The organism is Brytella acorum, assembly GCF_029309905.1.
GTDB classification, from domain to species: Bacteria; Pseudomonadota; Alphaproteobacteria; order Acetobacterales; family Acetobacteraceae; genus Brytella; species Brytella acorum.
In genome coordinates, this window is sequence record NZ_JARBJP010000005.1 from 53137 (window position 1) to 73063 (window position 19927).

Here is a 19927-nt window from a genome sequence, read left to right on the forward strand (position 1 = left end):
GCCGGAACAACTCGGCACGCTGCCCGATCTTCCGAAGCCCGCGTATTCCGGTTGCCCTGTTTTTCCGTCAGCCGATAACCGCGCGGGCGCGTGTTTCCGGGGAGAGATTGGAGGCGGCATCCTCGTCGAGGATGACGGTCACGTCGTGATGCAGGCGAATGGCGGAGGCGCTGACCTGGGGGCTGACGGGGCCTTCAAGCGCATCGGCGATGATGCGGGCTTTGACACGGCCGGTGGCGAGCAGCAGCAGGCGTCCGGCATCGAGGATCGTGCCCACGCCCATCGTGATGGCGCGGGACGGCACGGCGTCCGCGTCGCCTCCGAACATGGACGCGTTCTGCTCGCGCGTTTCGTCGTCGAGTTCGACGACGCGGGTGCGTGTGTCGAACAGGGACGGCGGTTCGTTGAAGCCGATATGGCCGGTATTGCCGATGCCCAGCAGTTGCAGCGCGATGCCGCCCGCATCCGCGATGGCTTTTTCATAAGCCGCGCATTCGGCATCGAGATCCGCTGCCGCGCCGCACGGGACATGCACGCGCGCCGGGTCGGGGCGCACGTGATCGAACAGGTGTTCCTGCATGTAATGGCGATAGGAATGCGGATCACTGGCGCTCAGCCCGACATATTCATCGAGATTGAACGATGTCATCTCACTGAACGATGTCTCGCGGGACTGCACCGCGCGCACGAGATGGCCATAAACGCCCTCCATCGTCCGACCGGTTGCCAGGCCGAGCACGCTGGCCGGTTCGGCGCTCAGGGTTTCGGCGATGATCGCGGCGGCCGTGGCGGTCGCCTGCAGGGTGTCCGGGGTGACGATGAGTTTCATGGAGTCTCGCTTGCCGGTTCTTGCGGAAAAGAGCTTGCCCTTTTTCGGGCGAGCGCATGAAATAGGCCAGCCCGGTTAGTTCGGCGAGAGAAATTAATCCCTTGCCGCCTCGGAGGCGACTGGACCGGTTTCCGTTGGGCTGGCTGGTTGCGAAGAAGAAACGTTGACGCGACCGGATCGCCCCTGAGCCGTCGTCAGGGCAGGGGACATGGAGAAACGGATGCGGCTGCGACATATCGAGGTGTTTTACAGCATCATGGCGACCGGGTCCCTCCGGCGCGCCGCGGAAGCCCTGCATGTTTCCCAACCCGCGGCGAGCAAGGTTCTGCGCCATGCCGAGCAGTCTCTGGGCTTTGCCCTGTTCGAACGCGTCGGGGGGCGTCTCGTTCCCACGCGCGAAGCCGAGATCATCATTCCGCGGATCAACTACATCTACGAGCAGATGGTGAGCCTGCGTCGCCTGACCGAAAATCTTCGCCTGGGACGGGGTGGGCACGAGCTGCATATCGGTTGCGTGCCCAGCCTGGGCCTGAGCGTCGTGCCGAAGGTCATCAAACGGTATACGGAAAAAGCGCCTGGCAATGTCCTGACGGTCGATGCCATGCACGGCGCGGATATCGTCAGCCGATTGCTCAAGCACGATCTGGATTTCGGCATCGTCTTCGGGGAGCAGCGCGCTCCCGGTCTGCGGCTGGACAAGATCGCGCGCGTTCCGCTGGTGCTGCTGGATTCGACGCTCAGCGAAGGTCCGGTTCGCTTGCAGGACATCGATCCGGACCGGTGGATCGGACTGAGCGAAAATGACCCGACCGCCTGGGCCGTGTCTCATATCTGGCGCCGTCTGGATCGCGAGGTCAGTCCGGTCATCCGGGTGCGGACGCATTACATGGCGGCCGAACTGACGAAGCTGGGAGTGGGCTGCACGATCGTCGATGCGTTTACCGCCCTGCACGACAAGACGTTACCGAAACCCCTGATGCTGGACCCGCCGATGTCTGTGGATTGCAGCGTGGTCTATCGCGAGGACTATGCGCTTGGTAAAATCGCGCAGGACCTCATCACGATCCTGAAAGACGAGTTTCAGGATCTTCTGGCGCAGTTCGAGCCTGACGGCAGTCATTAACCGGGGGTTATGCCTCAGGCCTCACTCCGACATGGGAACGTGAGATCGTTTCGCTAGGATGCTTTTTTCAGCGTGAAGGAAAAGGTGCCGCCGGAATGGAGACGTCGCGTCATATCGTGGTGATCGGGGGCGGTGTCGTGGGGCTGTGCGCCGCCTATGCCCTTTTGCGGCGCGGGCATGAGGTCACGTTGATCGAGGCGCTGCCGCAGGTCGGGCATCAGGCGAGCTATGCCAATGGCGGTCAGTTGAGCTACCGTTATGTCAGCCCCCTGGCCGATGCCGGAGTTCCCACGGACGCCATCCGCTGGCTGTTCCGCGCGGATTCCCCCATTGCGCTGACATTGCGGGCGGACTGTCGACAGTGGCGGTGGCTGCTGGAATTTCTGCGTGCCTGTCGGGCCGACATCAATCGCGCCCATGCGGCGCTTCTTCTGGAACTCGCCCTGCGCGCGCGGGATAGCCTGACGTCGTGGCGCCATGAGGGGCTGGGCGCATTCGACTGGCGACAGGCCGGCAAGCTCGTCATTCATCGCAGGAGCGCGGCGCTGAAAAAAGCGGCCGCGCATATCGTTCAGCAGGATTTGCAGCATGTCCTGACGGCGGACGAGTGCATCGCTACGGAACCCGCGCTGGATACAATGCGCGGACGGTTTGCGGGGGGTATTTTCACGCCCGATGAGGAGGTCGCGGATTGCGCGAAATTCTGCGAGGTGCTGGACGCGAAAATGTCTGAAAATCCGCTTTTCTCTCGCCTTAAGGGGGAGGCGACATTGCATTCAGGCAGCGGCGGGGGGCGTGAATTGCGGGCGTCCGTCATGGTGGAGGGCGTGACGGTCGATGCGGATGACGTCGTCGTCGCGGCGGGGCTGAATGCCGCCGGGCTTCTGCGGCGCTGCGGGGTCGACGTTCCGATATACGGGCTGAAGGGATACAGCCTCACGGTCACGCATCCTCAGGGCGTCGTGCCTTCGATCAGCGTGACGGATTATGCCAACCGCGTCGTTTATGCCCGGCTAGGGGATCGTCTGCGGGCCGCGGCGATGGTGAATATCGGGGCGACGCAGGCCGCTCCGAATCCCCGGCGCATCGCGCAGCTTCGAAAGCTCGCGCAGGATATTTTTCCGCTGGCCGACGATTACGCGCATGCGGATGTCTGGGCCGGTTTCCGGCCCGCGACGCCGACCGGCCTGCCGATCGTCGGGCGGGCGCCGGGATTTTCCAATCTCTACATCGATGCCGGACAGGGTGCGCTGGGCTTCACGCTGGCCCCGGGCTGCGGTGAAGTGATCGCGGATCTGATTTCAGGTGACACCCTCCCGTCGTCCATGACGGCGTTCGGGCTGGCATGAAGGGGCGGCCATTGGATCAGGAGCAGGGCATGAGCGGTCGCGTGACGCGGCGCGCGGCTCTCATGGGGAGTGCGGCGGCTTTTCTGGCGGGCTGCGTCGCCTCTCCGGGAGCGCCGACACGCCGTGTCGTCCGGGGCGCGACGGCGGATATCGAAATCCTGACGGACCGTCTCGGCGTCCCCCATGTGCGCGCGCGGACGATTGCCGATGCGTATTTCGGCGATGGATACGTCGCGGCGCGCGATCATCTCTGGCAACTCGACTTCGATCATCGGCAGGGACTGGGACGTCTGGCCGAGGTGTGGGGGCCGCCCCTGGTCGAATGCGATACGGCCAACCGGCTCTTTCTGTACAGGGGCGATGTCGGCGCGGAACTCGCGGCGCTCGATCCCCGCGTTCGCGGATGCGCGGAAGCGTATGTCGCGGGCGTCAACGCGTTCATCGGCGAGACGGAAAACCGGCCGGACCTTCTCCCCGTCGTTTTTTCGGCGCTCGGCTATCGACCGCTATCTTGGAAAATCGAGGATCTGATCCGCCTGCGCGCGGAGGCGACCGGCAATACCAGGGCGGAGATCCGCCGGGCGCGCCTTGCCGCGCGCGGCGCGCTGGAGATGGACGCGCTCATCCAGCCGCTTCAGCCCGCATGGAAGCTGCGTGTACCCGAAGGGCTCGACGTGCATGCGGTGCGGCCCGAAGATCTCGGTCTTTTCGCGGTGTTGCAGAAGGGGCCGCCCTTCGGCGCGGCGCTGGGGCGACCCGTGCGGCGTCGGCGCAATGAAGGCAGCAATGCCTGGGTGATCGCGCCGTCGCGCACGGCGACCGGGCGTCCCGTTCTCGCCAACGATCCGCATCTGGGCTTCGGCATTCCGGGGCCGCGCCATGTCGTGCATCTCAGCGCGCCCGGCCTGGATGTCATCGGCGGCGGCCTGCCGGGGATGCCGGGCGTCATGCAGGGGCATAACGATCGCATCGCGTTCGGGCGGACGAATTTCCATATCGATCAGGAAGACCTGTTCGTTCTGAAAACGGACCCGCTACGGCCCACGCATTACCGGCATGGCGGCGCATGGGTGCCGATGACGGAGATCACGGAGACCATCGCCGTCAGAGACGCGCCGTCGCGTTCCGTCACGCTGCGCTATGCGGCTCAGGGGCCGGTCGTCTCGGAAGAGCCGGACAAGGGCCGGGCGGTCGCTGTGGCGACCACGTGGCTTCATGCCGGAGCCAATGGATTATTGGCCAATATCGGCATCAATCTGGCGCGCGACTGGGACGAATTCCGTCAGGCCCTGAAGCTGCATACGAGCCCGACCAATTTCGTCTATGCCGATGTGGACGGCCATATCGGTTGGCAGGCGGCGGGCGGGCTGCCCGCGCGCGCCGAGGGTCATGACGGATTGCTGCCCGCGCCGGGCGACGGGCGCTATGACTGGCGCGGCCTCCAGACGCTCGACGATCTGCCGCATGTGCTGGACCCGGCATGCGGCTGGTTCGGCACCTCCAACCAGATGAACCTGCCCGAAGGCTACGATCAGGAGCAGCGGCGCGTCAGCTTCGAGTGGAGCCCGCCCTATCGCTATCATCGCGTTTCGGAATGGCTGACGGAGAACGCGCGCAGCACCGTGCGCGACAGCGCGGCCCTCCAGCATGATACGCTGTCGAAATTCGGGCGCTCTCTGGCGGTGCTGATGCCGGACTTGCCCGGATACGAGGCGGAGGTTGCGCGGCTGCGGCAATGGGACGGCGACGTTCGGGCCGACAGCGCGGCGGCGGCGCTGTACGAAGTCTGGTGGTCGAAATTGCGGGTGGCCCTGCATGAACATGTCGTGCCGAAGGCGTTGCACGATCTGGTGCCGGAACTGGACGTGACCGTCATCGAAGCCTTGCTGAAAGCGCCGGATCGCCGTCTCGGCGCGCGGCCCGTGGCGGTGCGCGACGCGCTCATGCGCCAGGCGCTCATGGCGGCGCGGGAAGAACTGGCGCGTCGTCTGGGGCCGGATTCCGCGATGTGGCGCTGGGGCGCGCTGCACAGCGTCACCGTGCGCTCTCCCCTGGCCCGGGTGCCGGGCATGGCCGATCTCTTCCCGCCTGTGGGGGGGGCGGGGGATGCCAGCGGCGGGGACGCCTATACGGTCATGGCGCGCTGGTATGACGCTACCCGCAAGGTGCCGAACCCGTACGAGGCGACGGGCGGGGCCAGCTATCTGATGGTCTGCGATGTCGGCGCGTGGGACAATTCGCTCTTTCTGAATTTCCCCGGACAGAGCGACGATCCGCGCTCGCCGCATTACGGCGATCTGATGCCGGAGTGGCTCGCCGGGCGCATGCAGCCCTTCACCTTTTCCAAAGAGGGCGTCGAAGCTGCGACCGTGCAGCGCGAAACACTGACGCCGGGAGATCGGACATGAAACGTTTTTCTGCGCTGGCGACGGCGCTCGTGCTGACGACGCCCCTGTTGACGACCTCCCTGCTGGCGATTCCCGTTCACGCCCAAACGACGACGGCGCTCGATGCCGAAATGGCCGGTATTCTCGGTCCGGCTTCGGCGCCGCGTCTGGAAGGGATCGCGGCGATCCGGCTCCATGACGGGCGGGAGATCTATCACTATTACGGCGGCTTCCGGCATCGGAAAGGTGAGAAAACCTGGCCGGTCCGGGCCGATACGCTGTTTCGCGTGGCGTCGGTGTCCAAAGTGGTGACGACCATCGGGCTGATGGAGCTGGTCGAGCAGGGCAAGGTCGATCTGGATCGCGACGTGTCGGACTATCTCGGTTTCAGGCTTCGCAATCCGTCCTTTCCCGACCGACCGATCCTCGTGCGGATGCTGCTCGACCATACATCGAGCCTGCGCGACGCGGATGGCTACTCCTTTCCGCCGGGCACGACGCTCGAATCCGTGCTCGGGGCGGGCGCGCCCGTCGGCAAGAGCGGCGATCATTTCGCGCATGAGGCGAACAGGGCGCCCGGAACATGGTTCGAATATTGCAATCTCGGCTATGGCATCGTCGGCACGATCATCGAGCGGGTGAGCGGCGAGCGGTTCGACCGCTACATGCGCGCGCATGTTCTCAGGCCCCTGAAGATCGAGGGCGGTTACAACGTCTTCGCTTTGCCGCATCCGGATCGTCTCTCGACGCTCTATCAGCGCACCCCCCAGGGCTGGAGCCTCGAATATGATGACTGGCCCCCGGAGGGCTGGACCGAGGACGCACTGAAAGATGACCGCATCGGCAGCAACGCCACGATGTTCTCGCCTCAGGGCGGCCTGCGCATTTCCATGCCGGATCTGGCGAAGATCGCGCGGCTGATGATCGGGCGCGGGGCGGTCGATGGCGTGCGGTTGCTGAAGCCGGAAACCGTCATCATGATGGAAAAGCCGCAATGGACCTATGACGGCCATAACGGCGTCACGGGTGAAAACAGCGCGGGGCCGTTCGATGCCTATGGTATGACGATCGCCACGCTTACGGGCTGGAAAGATGCTTCGGGCCGGGGCGATACGCCGTTTCCCGGCTATCATGGCGGTCTGCGCGGCCATCTGGGGGATGCCTATTCCCTTCACTCCGGCCTATGGTACGATCCGGCAAAGGGAGATGCCTATGTCTTCGCCTCGACAGGCTATCCTCCCTATGGCGCACCGGACGAGAAAGGCTTGTATTCCTATTTCACGCGCAGCGAGGAACGTATTTTCACGGCTCTGTCCCATGCTGGGGGCGCTGCTGATGCCAGCGCTCCTGATGCTGGCACTCCTGATGCCGGGGCTGGCGGCCGCTGAACCGCCCGGCGTCGGCGACCACCGGGGCGGGACGCTGCATCTGAGCGCGGTCGGATCGGGGGGGACGCTCGATCCGCAGGTCAACTACACGTCCGAATATATCAATCTTTTCGCCACGATGTATGACGGGCTCACGGGTTTTCGGAAGGCGCGCGGGCTGGCGGGCGACGGGATCGTGGCCGATCTGGCCGAGGCGCTCCCCGAGCCGCAGGATGGCGGCCGTACCTATGTGTTCCGACTGCGTGACGGCATCCGGTTTTCCGATGGGCGTCCGGTGACGGTCGAGGACGTCGCGGCCTCGATGCGCCGGATCTTCAGGGTGGGATCGCCGACCGCCGGATCGTTCTACGGCGCGATCATGGGCGCGAAAGCCTGTCTTGAACATGGCGCGGAGTGCAGGCTCGAAGGCGTCGTGGCTGATCCGTCGAACCGCACCGTGACATTTCACCTGACGGAACCCGACAGCGAGTTCCTGATGAAACTGGCTTTTACCCATGCCAGCATCCTGCCCGCCGATACGCCCGATCACGATCTGGGCAATGACCCGGCCCCCGCCACGGGACCGTACCGCATCGTGCGGTACGATCCGCAGGGCGGCATTTTCGCCGAGCGAAACCCGTATTTCCATGTCTGGAGCCAGGAGGCCCAGCCCGACGGCTATGTCGACAGGATCGAGTATCGCTTCGGGCTGACCGACGAGGCCGCCGTGACGGCGATCGCCAACGGACAGGTGGATTTTCTCTACGATCCCGTGCCGCTCGACCGGCTGGGCGAACTGGGTTCGCGCTACACGGCGCAGACGCATATCGAACCGCATCTGACCGTCTATTTCGCGCCGATGAACGTCCATATCCCGCCCTTCGACAATCTCAAGGCGCGTCAGGCCGTGGCCTATGCGATCAATCGCCACGCCATGACCATTCTCTATGGCGGCCCTGCGATCGCCGGGCCGCTGTGCAGCATGGTGCCGCCCGAACTGCCGGGACGCATGACGACGTGTCCCTATACGCGCGGCGCGTCGCTCGAAAATCCGGCGCCGGAATGGAAGGCGCCCGATCTGGAAAAGGCGCGCGCGCTGGTGCGCGAAAGCGGCACGGCGGGGCAGAAGGTGACGGTCGTGGTCGCCAATCGCAGCGTGGACAAGGCGATGGGTAACGAGCTGCGCGACACGTTGCGCGCCATCGGCTACGAGGCCGCTCTGCGGCCGCTCCAGCCCGCGTTGATGTTCAGCTACATTCAGAACAGCGCCAACAACGTGCAGATCTCGATCAAGGACTGGTCGTCGGATTTTCCCTCGCCATCGAATTTCCTCGACGATCTGTTCGGCTGCGAGAATTTCCATCCGGGATCGAGCAGTTCGATCAATATTCCCGGTTTCTGCGATGCGCCGACGCAGGCGCTGATCGACCGCGCGAAAACCGATGTGACGCTGACGGACGCGGCGCGCAACGACCTGTGGGCGCAGGTCGATCACTGCATCGCCGGGCTGGTTCCCGCAACCCCGGTGATCCACAAATACGACGTGGTGTTCGTCTCGAAACGGCTCGGTAATTTCTTTTACACGCATAATTTCGGGCTCTTTTTCTCGCAGGTCTGGGTTCAGTGAGCGCGACGGATTTCCTCGCTCTCGACGCCGTGGCGCTGCGCGACGCGATCCTGCGACGGGAAGTGAGCGCGCGCGCGCTTGTGACGGCGGCGCTCGAACGCGCCCATGCCGTGCAGGCGCGGCTCAATCCCTTCGTGGCGATTCGGGACGCTGGCGCGCTCGCGGAAGCGGCGAACGCCGACGCGGCGCTGGGGGGCGATGCGCCAGCGGGGCCGCTCCATGGCGTGCCGGTCGTCATCAAGGACATGACGCCGACGCAGGGCGATGTCTGGACCGAGGGTTCGCGCCTGTTCGCGGGGCGCGTGGCGGAGCGCGACGCGCTGATCGTCGAGCGTCTGCGCCGCGCGGGCGCGATTGTCATCGGCAAGACGACGACGCCCGAATTCGCATGGGCGGGGCGGACGGACAGCGCGCTCTGGGGCATCACGCGCAATCCGTGGAATCCGGCCCATAGCTGTGGCGGCAGTTCCGGTGGTTCGGCGGTGGCCGTCGCGACGGGTTGCGCGCCGCTTGGCGAAGGCTCGGACATGGGGGGCTCGATCCGCATTCCGGCGAGCGCCTGCGGGATCGTCGGGTTGAAGCCCGGCCTCGGGCGCATTCCGTTCGACGGGAGCGCCAACCGTTTCGATCCGCTGGCGCATTGGGGGCCGTTGAGCCGCTCGTGTCGCGATGCCGCCCTGTTTCTCGACGTCACGCAGTCGCGCTACTGGCACGACATCGCGGGCGCGCCCCCGCCCGAAGATTTTCTCGGCGCCCTGTCGGAAAGCGGCGCGGCATCTCCGCTCCGGGTGGCGCTGTCGGTCGATCTCGGCTGTTTCACGGTCGATCCGGCCATCGAGGCCAATCTGCGGGCGGTGGCCGCGCGGCTCGAGGGCCAGGGCGTTGTTGTCGAGGAGGTGGCGCTGGCTTTCCCCGCCGAGGCGTCCGCCGCCTGGGATCGTGAATGGGATGTCTGGCAGGCGTTCATGTATGGCGATGCCGTGCCCGGATGCGGGGATCTTCTGACGCGTGATGTGCGCGGGCTGATCGAACGCGGGCGGGACGTGCGCGCCGTCAGCTATCGTCAGGGCGAGCATGTGCGCACGCGCATGGCGCAGGCCCTGCAACCGGTGCTGGAGCGCTGCGATGCGCTGCTATGTCCCACGCTGGCCCGGGATGTCCCGCCGGCCGAGGGGTTCTATGCCAGCGCCGCGCCTGTGGACAGGAAGCTCAATGACACCACCATGACGGGGGTTTTCAACCTGCTCGCGCGTCTGCCGGTTCTCTCGATGCCCAGCGGTTTCGCGCCGTCCGGTCTTCCGACGGGCGTGCAGATCGTCGGGAGACCGGGCCGTGAACTCGACGTGCTGCGGCTCGGCCAGAAGCTCGAGCCCTGCCCGCGACCGCCGCTCCGAGTGGAGCGCGGGGCATGAGGGATGGTCCGTGGTCGCGGGTATGGCATGGGCTTGGCCAGCGGCGGGGTGCGATGGCGGCTCTCGGTCTGCTGGGGCTGATCGTCGCGGCGAGCCTTGCCGCGCCGTTCTATGCGGCCTGGGTGGGCGTCGATCCGTTCGTGTCCAACGTGGCGGGCACGACGCTGCGTCATGGGCAGGTCGTCGATCTCATGCAACCGAACGACAATCCGCTGCATCTCGGCCTGACGCCGCTCGGGCCGGACTGGCGGATCGGCGAAGCCTATGGGCTCGGGTCGGATGCGCAGGGGCGCGATGTGGCCGCCCGCGTGCTGTACGGGGGGCGCAATTCGCTGCTGATTTCGGCGGCGGCGGCGATCCTGTGCATGATGACGGCCACGGCCATCGGGCTGTGCGCGGGGTATTTCGGCGGGTGGGTCGATATCGTGCTGAGCCGGATGCTCGACGTGCTGTGGGCGATTCCGGTCTATCTGCTGGCGATCTCTCTTTCCATCGTGACCGTGGGCCATGGGCTGCGGCTCGGACCGGTGACGATCGGGGCGGATAACCTGCTCATTCCCGTCATCATCATCGCGCTCGTGTATATCCCCTATGCCGCGCGGCCCCTGAGGGCGCGGGCGCTGAGCCTGTCGCGCGCCGAATTTGTCATGGTGTCGCGCGGTCTCGGCGCTTCGCACTGGCGCATCCTGACACGCGAGATCCTGCCCAACCTGGCCGATACGCTCGTCGTGCTCGCGCCGCTGCTCATGGCGCTGTGCCTGCTGGCGGAGTCCTCGCTCTCGTTCCTCTCGCTGGGCGTGCAGGCTCCGGCGGCCTCATGGGGGACGATCATCCAGGACGGCGAGGGGCTGCTCTATACGCGGCCCGCTGTCGCGATCCTGCCGGGGCTGATGATCGTCGCGACGGTACTGTCGCTGAACGTGCTGGGTGATGCGCTGCGCGACACGCTCGACCCGAAGCGGCGGGGGCGTTCGTGATGCTGCGTATGCTCGCGGCCCGGCTGGGGCAGATGGTTTTCGTGCTGTTCGGCATTTCGGTGCTCGTCTTTGGCGTGTTCTTCGCCACGCCGGGCGCGGACCCGACGGCGCGGATCGCGGGGCGCGGGGCCAGCCCGGAAGTCATGGCCAGGGTGCGGAGCGCATATGGTTTCGATCGCCCGCTCCCCGTCCAGTATGCGCGGATGATGGAAAAGCTGTTCGTGTCGCGCGATCTGACGTCCTTCGTCGATCATGGCGCGCCGGTCGTGCCGGAAGTCATGGCAGCGGCGCCGGTGACTCTCTCGCTCGTGCTCTGGGCGTCGTTGTTCTGGGTCGTGTTTTCGCTGGCCATCGGCATCGTCTCGGCGGTGCTGCGCGATAGCTGGGTGGACCGCTTCTTCATGGGGATCGGGTTGCTGGGCCTGTCCATGCCGGTGTTCTGGCTGGGCGAGGTCGTCAACCTCGTCACGCAGAGCCGTTTTCACGACACATGGCTGTTTTCCTGGGTGCCGCCGCTCGGCTACGTGCCGTTCTCGGAAAGCCCGCTCGGCTGGGCCAGGGCCCTTCTCCTGCCCGCGCTGACGCTGTCGGTGGCGTTCATCGGGCTTTACGCGCGCGTGTTGCGGGCCGAGCTTCTGGCTGCGATGGGCGAGGACGCCATCCGCACCGCGCGCGCCAAGGGGGCGGGACCGGCGCGCGTCTGGCTGTGGCACGGGCTGCGTCTGTCGTGGCTGAGCTATGTTTCGCTGTTCGGCATGGATTTCGCCCAGCTCGTCGGCGGCGGCGCGTTGCTGACGGAAGTGGTGTTCGCTCTGCCGGGCGTGGGGCGGCTGACCTATCAGGGGCTGAACACGCTCGATCTGCCGCTGATCATGGCGACGGTGATGTATGCCGCCGTTTTCGTCGTGCTGGCCAATGCGGTGATCGACGGCGTGTATGCGCTGCTGGACCCCCGGATCGCGGAGGGTCGGCATGGACGCTGAGACGCTGCTCTCCATCGAGGATCTGCGTCTGGCCCTGCCGGATGGTCGCGTGCTGCTCGATGGCGTGTCGCTCTCGCTCGCACGTGGCGAAGCGCTGGGCGTCGTGGGCGAGTCCGGTTCCGGCAAGAGCCTGACGGCCATGACGGTCATGGGACTGCTGCCGGACGTGCGGTCCTCGGGAGCTGTGCGTTTCCGGGCGCGGGACCTGCTGATGCAGGACGCGCGGGCGTGGCGACGGCTGAGGGGCAAGGAAATCGCCATGATTTTCCAGGACCCCATGACGGCGTTTCTGCCGGTCCGGCGGGTCGGCGCGCAGATCGACGAGCAAATCCGCCTGCATGAGAAGCTGTCGCGTCGCGAAGCGCGGGCGCGCACGGTGCGTCTGCTGGGCGAGATGGGCGTGCCGGACCCCGCAGCGGCGGCGGAACGTTTCCCGCATCAGCTTTCGGGCGGCCTGCGCCAGCGCGCCATGATCGCCATGGCGCTGTCCTGCGCGCCCGCCCTGCTCATTGCCGACGAGCCCACGACGGCGCTGGATGTGACCGTTCAGGCGCAGATTCTCGTGCTTCTGACGCGATTGCGCGAAACGGGCGCGGGGCTGATGCTGATCACCCACGACATGGGCGTGGTCGCGCAGGCCTGCACGCATGTGGCCGTGCTTTATGCCGGTGTCGTGGTCGAGCGCGGTCCGGTCCGTGCCGTGCTCGATGCGCCGCTGCATCCTTATACGCGCGCGCTGCTGGCCGCGATGCCACCGCTCGACGGGCCACGTCCGGCGCATCTGCCCGCCATTGCCGGTCAGCCGCCAGCGCCGGATGCGCGACCACCGGGGTGTGTGTTCGCGCCGCGCTGTCCGCAGGTGCGCCCGGACTGCGCGATCCGGCCGCCCGTCGTGAGAATGGGCGAACAGGAGGTGGTCTGCGTGCTGTATGCGTCATGAGCGCGCTGCTGGAAGCGAAGGATCTGGAGCGGCGCTACAGGTTGCGGGATGGTCGGGAATTGCAGGCCGTCGCGGGCGTTTCGCTGACGATCGCGCCCGGCGAAGCTCTGGCGCTCGTCGGTGAATCCGGTTGCGGCAAGTCCACGCTGGGGCGGCTGCTCCTGCGGCTGGACGATCCGACTTCCGGCACGCTGCGCTTCGATGGGGAAGAGATCACGACCCTGTCCGAACGTCGGCTGCGGGCGCTGCGGCCACGCATGCAGATGGTGTTTCAGGACTCCTATGCGTCTCTCAATCCGCGCCGGACGGCGGGAGACGCGCTGGCCGAGCCGCTACGCATTCATCGCCGACCGGGCGTGGCGGCGCGGGTTCGCGAACTGCTCGGGCTGGTGGGGCTGCCGGAAGCGGCGGCGGCGAAGTTTCCGCATGAATTTTCGGGTGGCCAGCGTCAAAGGCTGAACATCGCCCGCGCCATCGCGCTCGGTCCGGCGCTGATCGTGGCCGATGAGCCGGTTTCGGCGCTCGATGTTTCCGTGCAGGCGCAGATCATCAATCTGTTCCGCGATCTACAGGCCCGGCTTGGGCTGGCCTGCGTGTTCATTTCGCATGATCTGGCCGTGGTACGGCAGATGGCGGACCGGATCGCGGTCATGTATCTCGGCGCGATTGTCGAGGAAGGCGAGGGCATGGCGGTTCTGGCGGCGCCCGCCCATCCCTATACCCGAGCACTCCTCGACGCGGTCCCGCGTGCCGACCGCCCGTTGCCGCCGCCGCTTTCAGGCGAGGTTCCCAGCCCGATCTCGCCGCCGTCCGGCTGTCGTTTCCATCCGCGCTGCCCGATCGCGCGGGATCGCTGCGGCATCGAAACGCCAGCTCTCCGCATGACAGGAACGGGGCGTGCGGTGGCGTGTCATTTTCCGCTGGTGTCGGAAGCGGGGAGCGGTTTTTCCTCCTGAAACGCTTTTGGCAGGCGGTTCCGCGGCACGATGGCACCTGGCGTTCGCAGGGGCAGTTCGGCGGGGCGGATATGTGTGGGTGTGGGGAGTATGATGGCGCGCTCCGGAGGGATGGGCTCGCCGGGATGATAATAGGGGCCTTGATAATTGGCGTTGATCTGCGCGTCGTTCAGGCGGTCCACGGCGGAGTCTCCCGTGCCATCGGGATAGGTGGATGTCGGTTTTGCCGCTGGTGACGCGACGGTTACGGGTGTTTTTGTTTCACGGGCGAGAGGAGGCGTGACGGTTGCCAGAACCGCGCCTGTCAGGGCGAAGATCAGTGTTCTTTTCATGGCTCGAAGACCTTTCCGCCGACATATGGGTCCACCGACACATGGGAGCGGAAGGGGGGCTTTCGCAAGTGGGGACCATGCTTTCCGATGAGCCGTGCGGACAGCTGAAAGGCTCCACTCATAAAAAATTAAGACTTTCATGCGAGATTGGGGCAATCGTCCTCAGAAGGAAGGTCTCGGTCCTATGTCAGGCAGCATTTCCTCCATGTCCGGCGCATCGGCCGTCAGCAGACTCTATGGCAGCCAGGGCGCATCATCATCCGCGTCGTCGTCTGCTAGCTCGTCTTCCTCGTCTTCGAGCAACACCACGACCACAACCCGCATGAACGCCAACGGCTCCATCACCACCATCGTGACGGACGGCTCGGGCAATATCGTTTCTGAAACGACAAGCGGCGGAAGCAGCAACAGCAACGGTAGCAACAGTTCATCGAACAGTCAGAGCCGTCTCGATCTGTTCGCCTGACCGGGCGGGTTTAAGAACCGGACGGGTTCAGGAGGAGAAACCCCGCGTTTCTCCTCCATGTCCGTTCTTTTCAGCGCCCGTTCGCTCCAGTGTCTGTCAGCATTCGGTCTGTCAGCATTCCGGGAGATTGACGGCCAGTCCGCCAAGGGACGTTTCCTTGTAGCGGTGGTTCATGTCTCGCCCCGTTTCGGCCATCGTGCGAATGACCTGGTCGAGCGAGACATGATGATCCCCGTCTCCATGCATGGCGAGGGACGCCGCATTGATGGCCTTGACCGCGCCGAACGCGTTGCGCTCGATGCAGGGGATCTGTACGAGACCCGCCACCGGATCGCATGTCATGCCGAGATGATGTTCCATCCCGATTTCCGCGGCATTCTCGACCTGGAGAGGGTTGGCGCCCAGCGCTGCGGCAAGCCCCGCCGCCGCCATGGATGACGCGACGCCGACTTCCCCCTGACAGCCGACTTCGGCGCCGGAAATCGAGGCGTTCAGTTTGAACAGCCCCCCGATCGCGGCGGCTGTGAGCAGGAAGTCCCGCATGCCCTGACGCGAGGCATTCGGGCAGAAATCCCGATAATAGCGCAGGACGGCGGGGATGACGCCAGCGGCTCCGTTGGTCGGGGCCGTGACGACCCGACCGCCAGCGGCGTTCTCTTCGTTGACGGCGATGGCGAAAAGGCTGACCCAGTCCATGATCTCATGGGCCGGACGCTGATTCTGCAAGGCGCTTTCGCGCAGGCGCGCGTAGAGGGCCGCGGCGCGTCGGCGCACCTTCAGGCGTCCCGGCAAGGTGCCGGTCTGGTGCAGGCCGCGTTCGATGCAGGCCATCATGATGTCGATGATGCGATCGAGATAGGCGTGGATCTCGGCTTCGGATCTCAGCGCGCTTTCATTGGCCGTGACCACACCGGCGATGCTCTGCTGGCTTTCGACGGTGCGGGCGAGCAGTTCCTTGCCGCTGGTGAAGTCGAATGGCATGTCCGGCAGGGCGTAGGTCGCGCCTTCGGTGTGGGTTTCCGGGACGATGAATCCGCCGCCGACCGAGCAGAAACGCGCGCGGGCAAGGCACGTCCCGTCGGGCGCGAGCGCCTCGAATTGCAGCGTATTGGGATGGAAGGGGGGCACCGTTTCCTTATCGAGTACGATGTCCGTCGCGGGATCGAATTCGATGCGGCGGTCGTCGATCAGGAGCGCGCGCCGCGCTGTGACGCTCTCGACGATGCCGTCCGCCGCGTCCGGATCGATGGTCTCGGGAGCCTCGCCGACGAGGCCGAGAATGACGGCCTTGTCCGTGGCATGCCCGCTCGCCGTCCAGGCCAGCGAGCCGTAAAGCGTGACGCGGATGCGCTCGACGGGGGCATCGGGCTCCAGATGGGTCATGAAGCGCCGCGCGGCGCGCATGGGGCCGATCGTGTGGGAAGAGGAGGGGCCAATACCGATCTTGAAGATGTCGAAGAGGCTGATCATTCCGTCCGGGACTCACAAAAAGCAGAAACACACGCAGCGTAACATGCCGCGTGCGTTTCCAGGAAAGCTTTCGGTTCGCCCGATGGACGGGAAATATCAGTGGTCGGTCCAGCCTTTGTACTGGCCGACATTGTCGCGCGTGATGAGAGCGGGCGCGATCAGCTTGACGGAACCCTTCTTGAGCTTGCCATCCATGATGTCCTGCCCAGCGGTCACCGCATCGATGCCCATCTGGTAGGGGTCCTGGCTGGCCGAGGCGACGACGGAGGAGTTCGGGTCTTTCAGCGCGGCGACGATATCCGGCGCGCCGTCGACCGACGTGATGACGATGCCTTTTCGATGGGCCTGGCGGATGGCGAGGTCACTGCCGACGGCCTGCGGGTCGTTGATGGTGAAGACGCCGCTCAGGTTGGGGAAGCGGACGAGGTAGCCCTGCATGACCTGGAAGCCGATATCACGCGCCCCTTCGCCGCTCTGATCATCGCTGACGATCTTGATGCCGGGGAACTTGGCCAGGGCCTCCTTGCATCCTTTCACGCGCTCGATGATGGACGTAACCTGCTGCCCGTTCTGGATGGCGACTTCGCCTTTCCCGTTGAGTTTCTGGGCGAGATATTCGCAGGAGAGACGCCCTGCGGCGGTATTGTCGGTCTGGACGGTGGCATCGACGCCGGTGGCGCCCACGTCCACGGCGACCACGGTGGCTCCGCCTTTCTGGGCGCGGCGAATGGCGGGCAGCGTCGCCTGCGGGTCGACGGCATTGAGTAGGATCAGCTTGGCGCCGGACGACATGAAACTGTCCATCTGGGAGAACTGCTTGTTGAGGTCCCAGTCCGCCGAAAGCGCGTTGACGCGGGCGTCAGGGGCCGTCTTGTGGATGGCGGTCGTCGCGCCTTTGACGAGGGTGACGAAATACGGGTTGCCGAGCGAGCCGACGGAGATTCCGACGCTGGAGATATCGGCTGCCGTGGCGCTTGTGGCCCCCGTGGTGGCTCCCATGGTGGCGACGAGAGCGAGAGCGCTGACGAGCAGAGTGGATTTGAAGGTCATGAAACGATGTCCGAAACAGTGAGGAAAGATAAAATCGGCAGGTGAGGTGAAAAGATTGCCCGCGCGTCAGGTGCGCGTGGCGGGCTGGCGGAAACGGTCAAGAGCGACGGCGATGATGATGACCAGTCCCTTGACGATGAACTGCCAGATGTCGGAGACGCCGATGAGGATCAGTCCGTTGGTCAGCACGGCGATCATCAGCGCGCCGACCAGCGTGCCCCAGATCGATCCCACGCCGCCGACGAAGGATGTGCCGCCGAGAATGACCGCTGCGATGGCGTCGAGTTCGTAGGACTGGCCGAGCTGGAGGCCGTTGGCCGCGTAGAGGCGCGCCGATGACATCACGCTGCCCAACCCGGCCAGGAAGCCGGAAGCGGCGTAGACGAACAGCAGCACCGCACCGACGCGGATGCCCGCCAGACGCGCGGCGGCGGGATTGCCGCCAATGGCGTAGATGTGGACGCCGAGCACGGTGCGCCGCAGGATGAACCAGCTTGCGGCCACGACGGCGAGCGCGATGACCGCGAGCCAGGGAATGGTCAGGGTCGATGTCACCGCAATGCCGTCATTGCCGATCCAGGCAAAGGACAGATCGGGATTGAAGATGGTCCTGTCTCCGCCCATCAGCCTCGCGAGGCCGCGCACGGCCGTCAGCGTGCCGAGCGTCACGATGAACGGGGGGATTTTGATGCCCGCGATCAGCACGCCGTTGAACAGGCCGATGAGCAGTCCGGCGCCGAGGCACGCCGGAACGGCGAGCCATCCCACCGATGGCAGGAGCGAAACGCTCAGCCCGCACATCGCGGCGAAGGCGAGCGTGGAGCCGACGGAGAGGTCGATGCCTCCGGTCAGGATGACGAAGGTCATGCCGGAGGCAAGGACGGTATTGATCGAGGCCTGCTGGGCGACGATCGAGAGATTCTGACCCGTCAGGAAACGGTGGCCGCCAAAGAAATGAAAGCCGAGCGCGATCAGGATCAGGACCGGCAGCATGCCCGCAGCCTGAAGGATGCTGCGCGTGCGTTCACGCGCACCGATCTGTTGCGAGGGGGTCGGCAGGGCGGCCGGTGTGAGTGTGCTGGACATGGCGAGGACTTCCTCAGGCCGCGATGGAAGAAGGACCGATTCCGGCGGCAAGAGCCATGATGGCCTCCTGCGTGATCTCGGAACCGTTGAGTTCACCGGTGACGACGCCTTCGCGCATGACGAGCACGCGATCGCTGACGCCGATGATTTCGGGCATCTCGCTGGAGATCACGATGATCCCGAGACCCTTGGCCGCGAGTTCGCCGATGATCCGGTAGATTTCCGATTTTGCGCCGATATCGACGCCGCGCGTCGGTTCATCGAGAATGATGACGCGCGGGCCGGTTTCGAGAAGACGCCCCAGCAGGACCTTCTGCTGGTTGCCGCCCGACAGGCCGCCGACATTGACGAGCGTGCTGGCCGCGCGCACGCGCAGCGTCGAAAAGGCTCCGGTGGCGCGCTGGCGGCCCTTGGCCCTGTCGAGCACGCCGCCACGGGCGTCCTTGCCGAGCACGCCAAGATTGAGATTGCCCGCGCACGACATGTCGAGGAACAGCCCCAGGGCCTTGCGGTCTTCGGTCAGATAGGCGATCCCGGCGGCGAGCGCGTCGCGCGGCGTACGGATATCCAGAGCTTTGCCGTCGAGCCGAATGGCGCCCCCGGTGCGGACGTCGGCCCCATAAATGAGGCGGGCCAGTTCGGTGCGGCCGGCGCCGACCAGCCCCGCGATGCCGAGAACTTCCCCGCGCCGCAGGGCGAAGCTTACGGGCTGCACGCGGGCACCGTCGGTCAGGCCGTCCACTTCGAGGACGGCTTCTTCCTCGGGCTGGGCGTGACTGCGGTCTTTCACGTAAAAGCCCGAAAGGTCGCGGCCGACCATCATGCGGACGATCTGCGCGGATGAGAGTTCGCCTTTTTCGAGTGTGCCGACATAGGCGCCGTCGCGCAGGACCGAGACGCGATCCGCGAGTTCATCCACTTCGGCCATGCGATGGCTGATATAGATCAGGGCAATGCCTTCGGCGCGAAGCTGGCGGATGAGCTTGAACAGTTGTTCGGTTTCGCGGTTCGACAGTGCGGTCGTCGGTTCGTCGAGAACCAGGATACGCGCCTTGCGGTGCAGCGCGCGCGCGATCTCGACGAGCTGCTGCTCCGCGACCGAAAGGGAGCCGACGATGGCTTCGGGTCCGAAGGGCGTGCCGAGCCGTTGCAGGAGAGGACGGCAGGCATCGTCCATGGCGGCGCGGTTGATCATTCCGGCCCGACGGATTTCCGCCCCGAGATGAATATTCTCCGAAACCGTCAGGTTCGGCGCGAGCGCCAGTTCCTGATAGATGATCGCGATTCCGGCCTCACGCGCCGCCGACGGACTGCCCATTCTGGCGAGTTCGCCATGGATGCGAATTTCCCCGCCGGGGTCTGCCGTATAGGCGCCGGAAAGGATTTTCATCAGCGTGGATTTCCCCGCGCCGTTTTCACCCATCAAGGCCAGGATTTCGCCGCCATAGGCCTGGAGCGAAACGTCCCGCAGGGCCTTGACGCCCGGGAAAGTCTTGGAAATTCCAGACATTTCCAGGATCGGCCTGGGGTCATGAACCTGTGAGTCTTCTGAATGAGGCATCGTCATGGAGCC

Annotated in this window: 17 protein-coding genes; 11 read left to right on the forward strand and 6 right to left on the reverse strand. The window is 65.4% G+C overall.

From position 1 onward, the window contains the following. Positions 1–67: 67 nt before the first annotated feature. A complete protein-coding gene (gene nagB / locus PWM43_RS09780; RefSeq protein WP_289842322.1) occupies positions 68–829 on the reverse strand; it encodes a glucosamine-6-phosphate deaminase in 762 nt (253 codons plus the stop codon). Between the two features lie 220 nt (positions 830–1049). Here nagB and PWM43_RS09785 point away from each other — a divergent pair, with 220 nt between their 5' ends. The 10 genes from PWM43_RS09785 (at position 1050) to PWM43_RS09830 (ending at position 13950) form a co-directional block, all read left to right on the forward strand. Next, entirely contained in the window at positions 1050–1952 is a 903-nt protein-coding gene (locus PWM43_RS09785) for a LysR family transcriptional regulator (protein ID WP_289842323.1), read from the forward strand. 95 nt (positions 1953–2047) lie between these two features. Further along, positions 2048–3301 (forward strand): FAD-dependent oxidoreductase, encoded by a 1254-nt coding sequence (locus tag PWM43_RS09790; protein WP_289842324.1) that lies wholly within the window; start codon positions 2048–2050, stop codon positions 3299–3301. A gap of 29 nt (positions 3302–3330) precedes the next feature. Then, positions 3331–5709, forward strand: a complete 2379-nt coding sequence (locus PWM43_RS09795) for a penicillin acylase family protein (protein WP_289842325.1) — start codon at positions 3331–3333, stop codon at positions 5707–5709. Further along, positions 5706–7076 (forward strand): serine hydrolase domain-containing protein, encoded by a 1371-nt coding sequence (locus tag PWM43_RS09800; protein WP_289842326.1) that lies wholly within the window; start codon positions 5706–5708, stop codon positions 7074–7076. Before PWM43_RS09795 ends, PWM43_RS09800 begins: the two co-directional genes overlap by 4 nt. Continuing rightward, positions 7024–8682 carry an ABC transporter substrate-binding protein gene (locus tag PWM43_RS09805; RefSeq protein ID WP_394356064.1) on the forward strand — a complete coding sequence of 553 codons (1659 nt, stop codon included), beginning with the start codon at positions 7024–7026 and terminating at the stop codon, positions 8680–8682. Before PWM43_RS09800 ends, PWM43_RS09805 begins: the two co-directional genes overlap by 53 nt. After that, on the forward strand, positions 8679–10094 hold the full coding sequence (locus PWM43_RS09810) for an amidase (protein ID WP_289842327.1): 1416 nt from the start codon (positions 8679–8681) through the stop codon (positions 10092–10094). The genes PWM43_RS09805 and PWM43_RS09810 overlap by 4 nt, the downstream gene beginning before the upstream one ends. Next, positions 10091–11071: an ABC transporter permease gene (locus PWM43_RS09815; protein WP_289842328.1), complete on the forward strand. Its 981-nt coding sequence runs from the start codon at positions 10091–10093 to the stop codon at positions 11069–11071. The genes PWM43_RS09810 and PWM43_RS09815 overlap by 4 nt, the downstream gene beginning before the upstream one ends. Next, positions 11071–12054 (forward strand): ABC transporter permease, encoded by a 984-nt coding sequence (locus PWM43_RS09820; protein WP_289842462.1) that lies wholly within the window; start codon positions 11071–11073, stop codon positions 12052–12054. The genes PWM43_RS09815 and PWM43_RS09820 overlap by 1 nt, the downstream gene beginning before the upstream one ends. Continuing rightward, complete coding sequence (locus tag PWM43_RS09825) at positions 12044–12994, forward strand: ABC transporter ATP-binding protein (protein ID WP_289842329.1); 951 nt, start codon at positions 12044–12046, stop codon at positions 12992–12994. Before PWM43_RS09820 ends, PWM43_RS09825 begins: the two co-directional genes overlap by 11 nt. Then, positions 12991–13950, forward strand: coding sequence for an ABC transporter ATP-binding protein (locus tag PWM43_RS09830; RefSeq protein ID WP_289842330.1), 960 nt, complete (start codon positions 12991–12993; stop codon positions 13948–13950). Before PWM43_RS09825 ends, PWM43_RS09830 begins: the two co-directional genes overlap by 4 nt. Here the strand turns inward: PWM43_RS09830 and PWM43_RS09835 are convergent. Then, on the reverse strand, positions 13905–14282 hold the full coding sequence (locus tag PWM43_RS09835) for a hypothetical protein (protein ID WP_289842331.1): 378 nt from the start codon (positions 14280–14282) through the stop codon (positions 13905–13907). The genes PWM43_RS09830 and PWM43_RS09835 overlap by 46 nt on opposite strands. Positions 14283–14466: 184 nt before the next feature. On the opposite strand from PWM43_RS09835, the gene PWM43_RS09840 reads away from it, so the two are divergent. Next, complete coding sequence (locus tag PWM43_RS09840; RefSeq protein ID WP_289842332.1) at positions 14467–14748, forward strand: hypothetical protein; 282 nt, start codon at positions 14467–14469, stop codon at positions 14746–14748. A gap of 111 nt (positions 14749–14859) precedes the next feature. On the opposite strand, the gene PWM43_RS09845 is transcribed toward PWM43_RS09840, so the two are convergent. From PWM43_RS09845 to PWM43_RS09860, 4 genes are all read right to left on the reverse strand, one after another. After that, entirely contained in the window at positions 14860–16218 is a 1359-nt protein-coding gene (locus PWM43_RS09845) for an L-serine ammonia-lyase (RefSeq protein ID WP_289842333.1), read from the reverse strand. A gap of 96 nt (positions 16219–16314) precedes the next feature. Then, positions 16315–17268 (reverse strand): ABC transporter substrate-binding protein, encoded by a 954-nt coding sequence (locus PWM43_RS09850; protein ID WP_289842334.1) that lies wholly within the window; start codon positions 17266–17268, stop codon positions 16315–16317. A gap of 66 nt (positions 17269–17334) precedes the next feature. After that, positions 17335–18354, reverse strand: coding sequence for an ABC transporter permease subunit (locus tag PWM43_RS09855; RefSeq protein ID WP_289842335.1), 1020 nt, complete (start codon positions 18352–18354; stop codon positions 17335–17337). Between the two features lie 13 nt (positions 18355–18367). After that, complete coding sequence (locus PWM43_RS09860; protein WP_289842336.1) at positions 18368–19864, reverse strand: sugar ABC transporter ATP-binding protein; 1497 nt, start codon at positions 19862–19864, stop codon at positions 18368–18370. Positions 19865–19927: the final 63 nt, after the last annotated feature.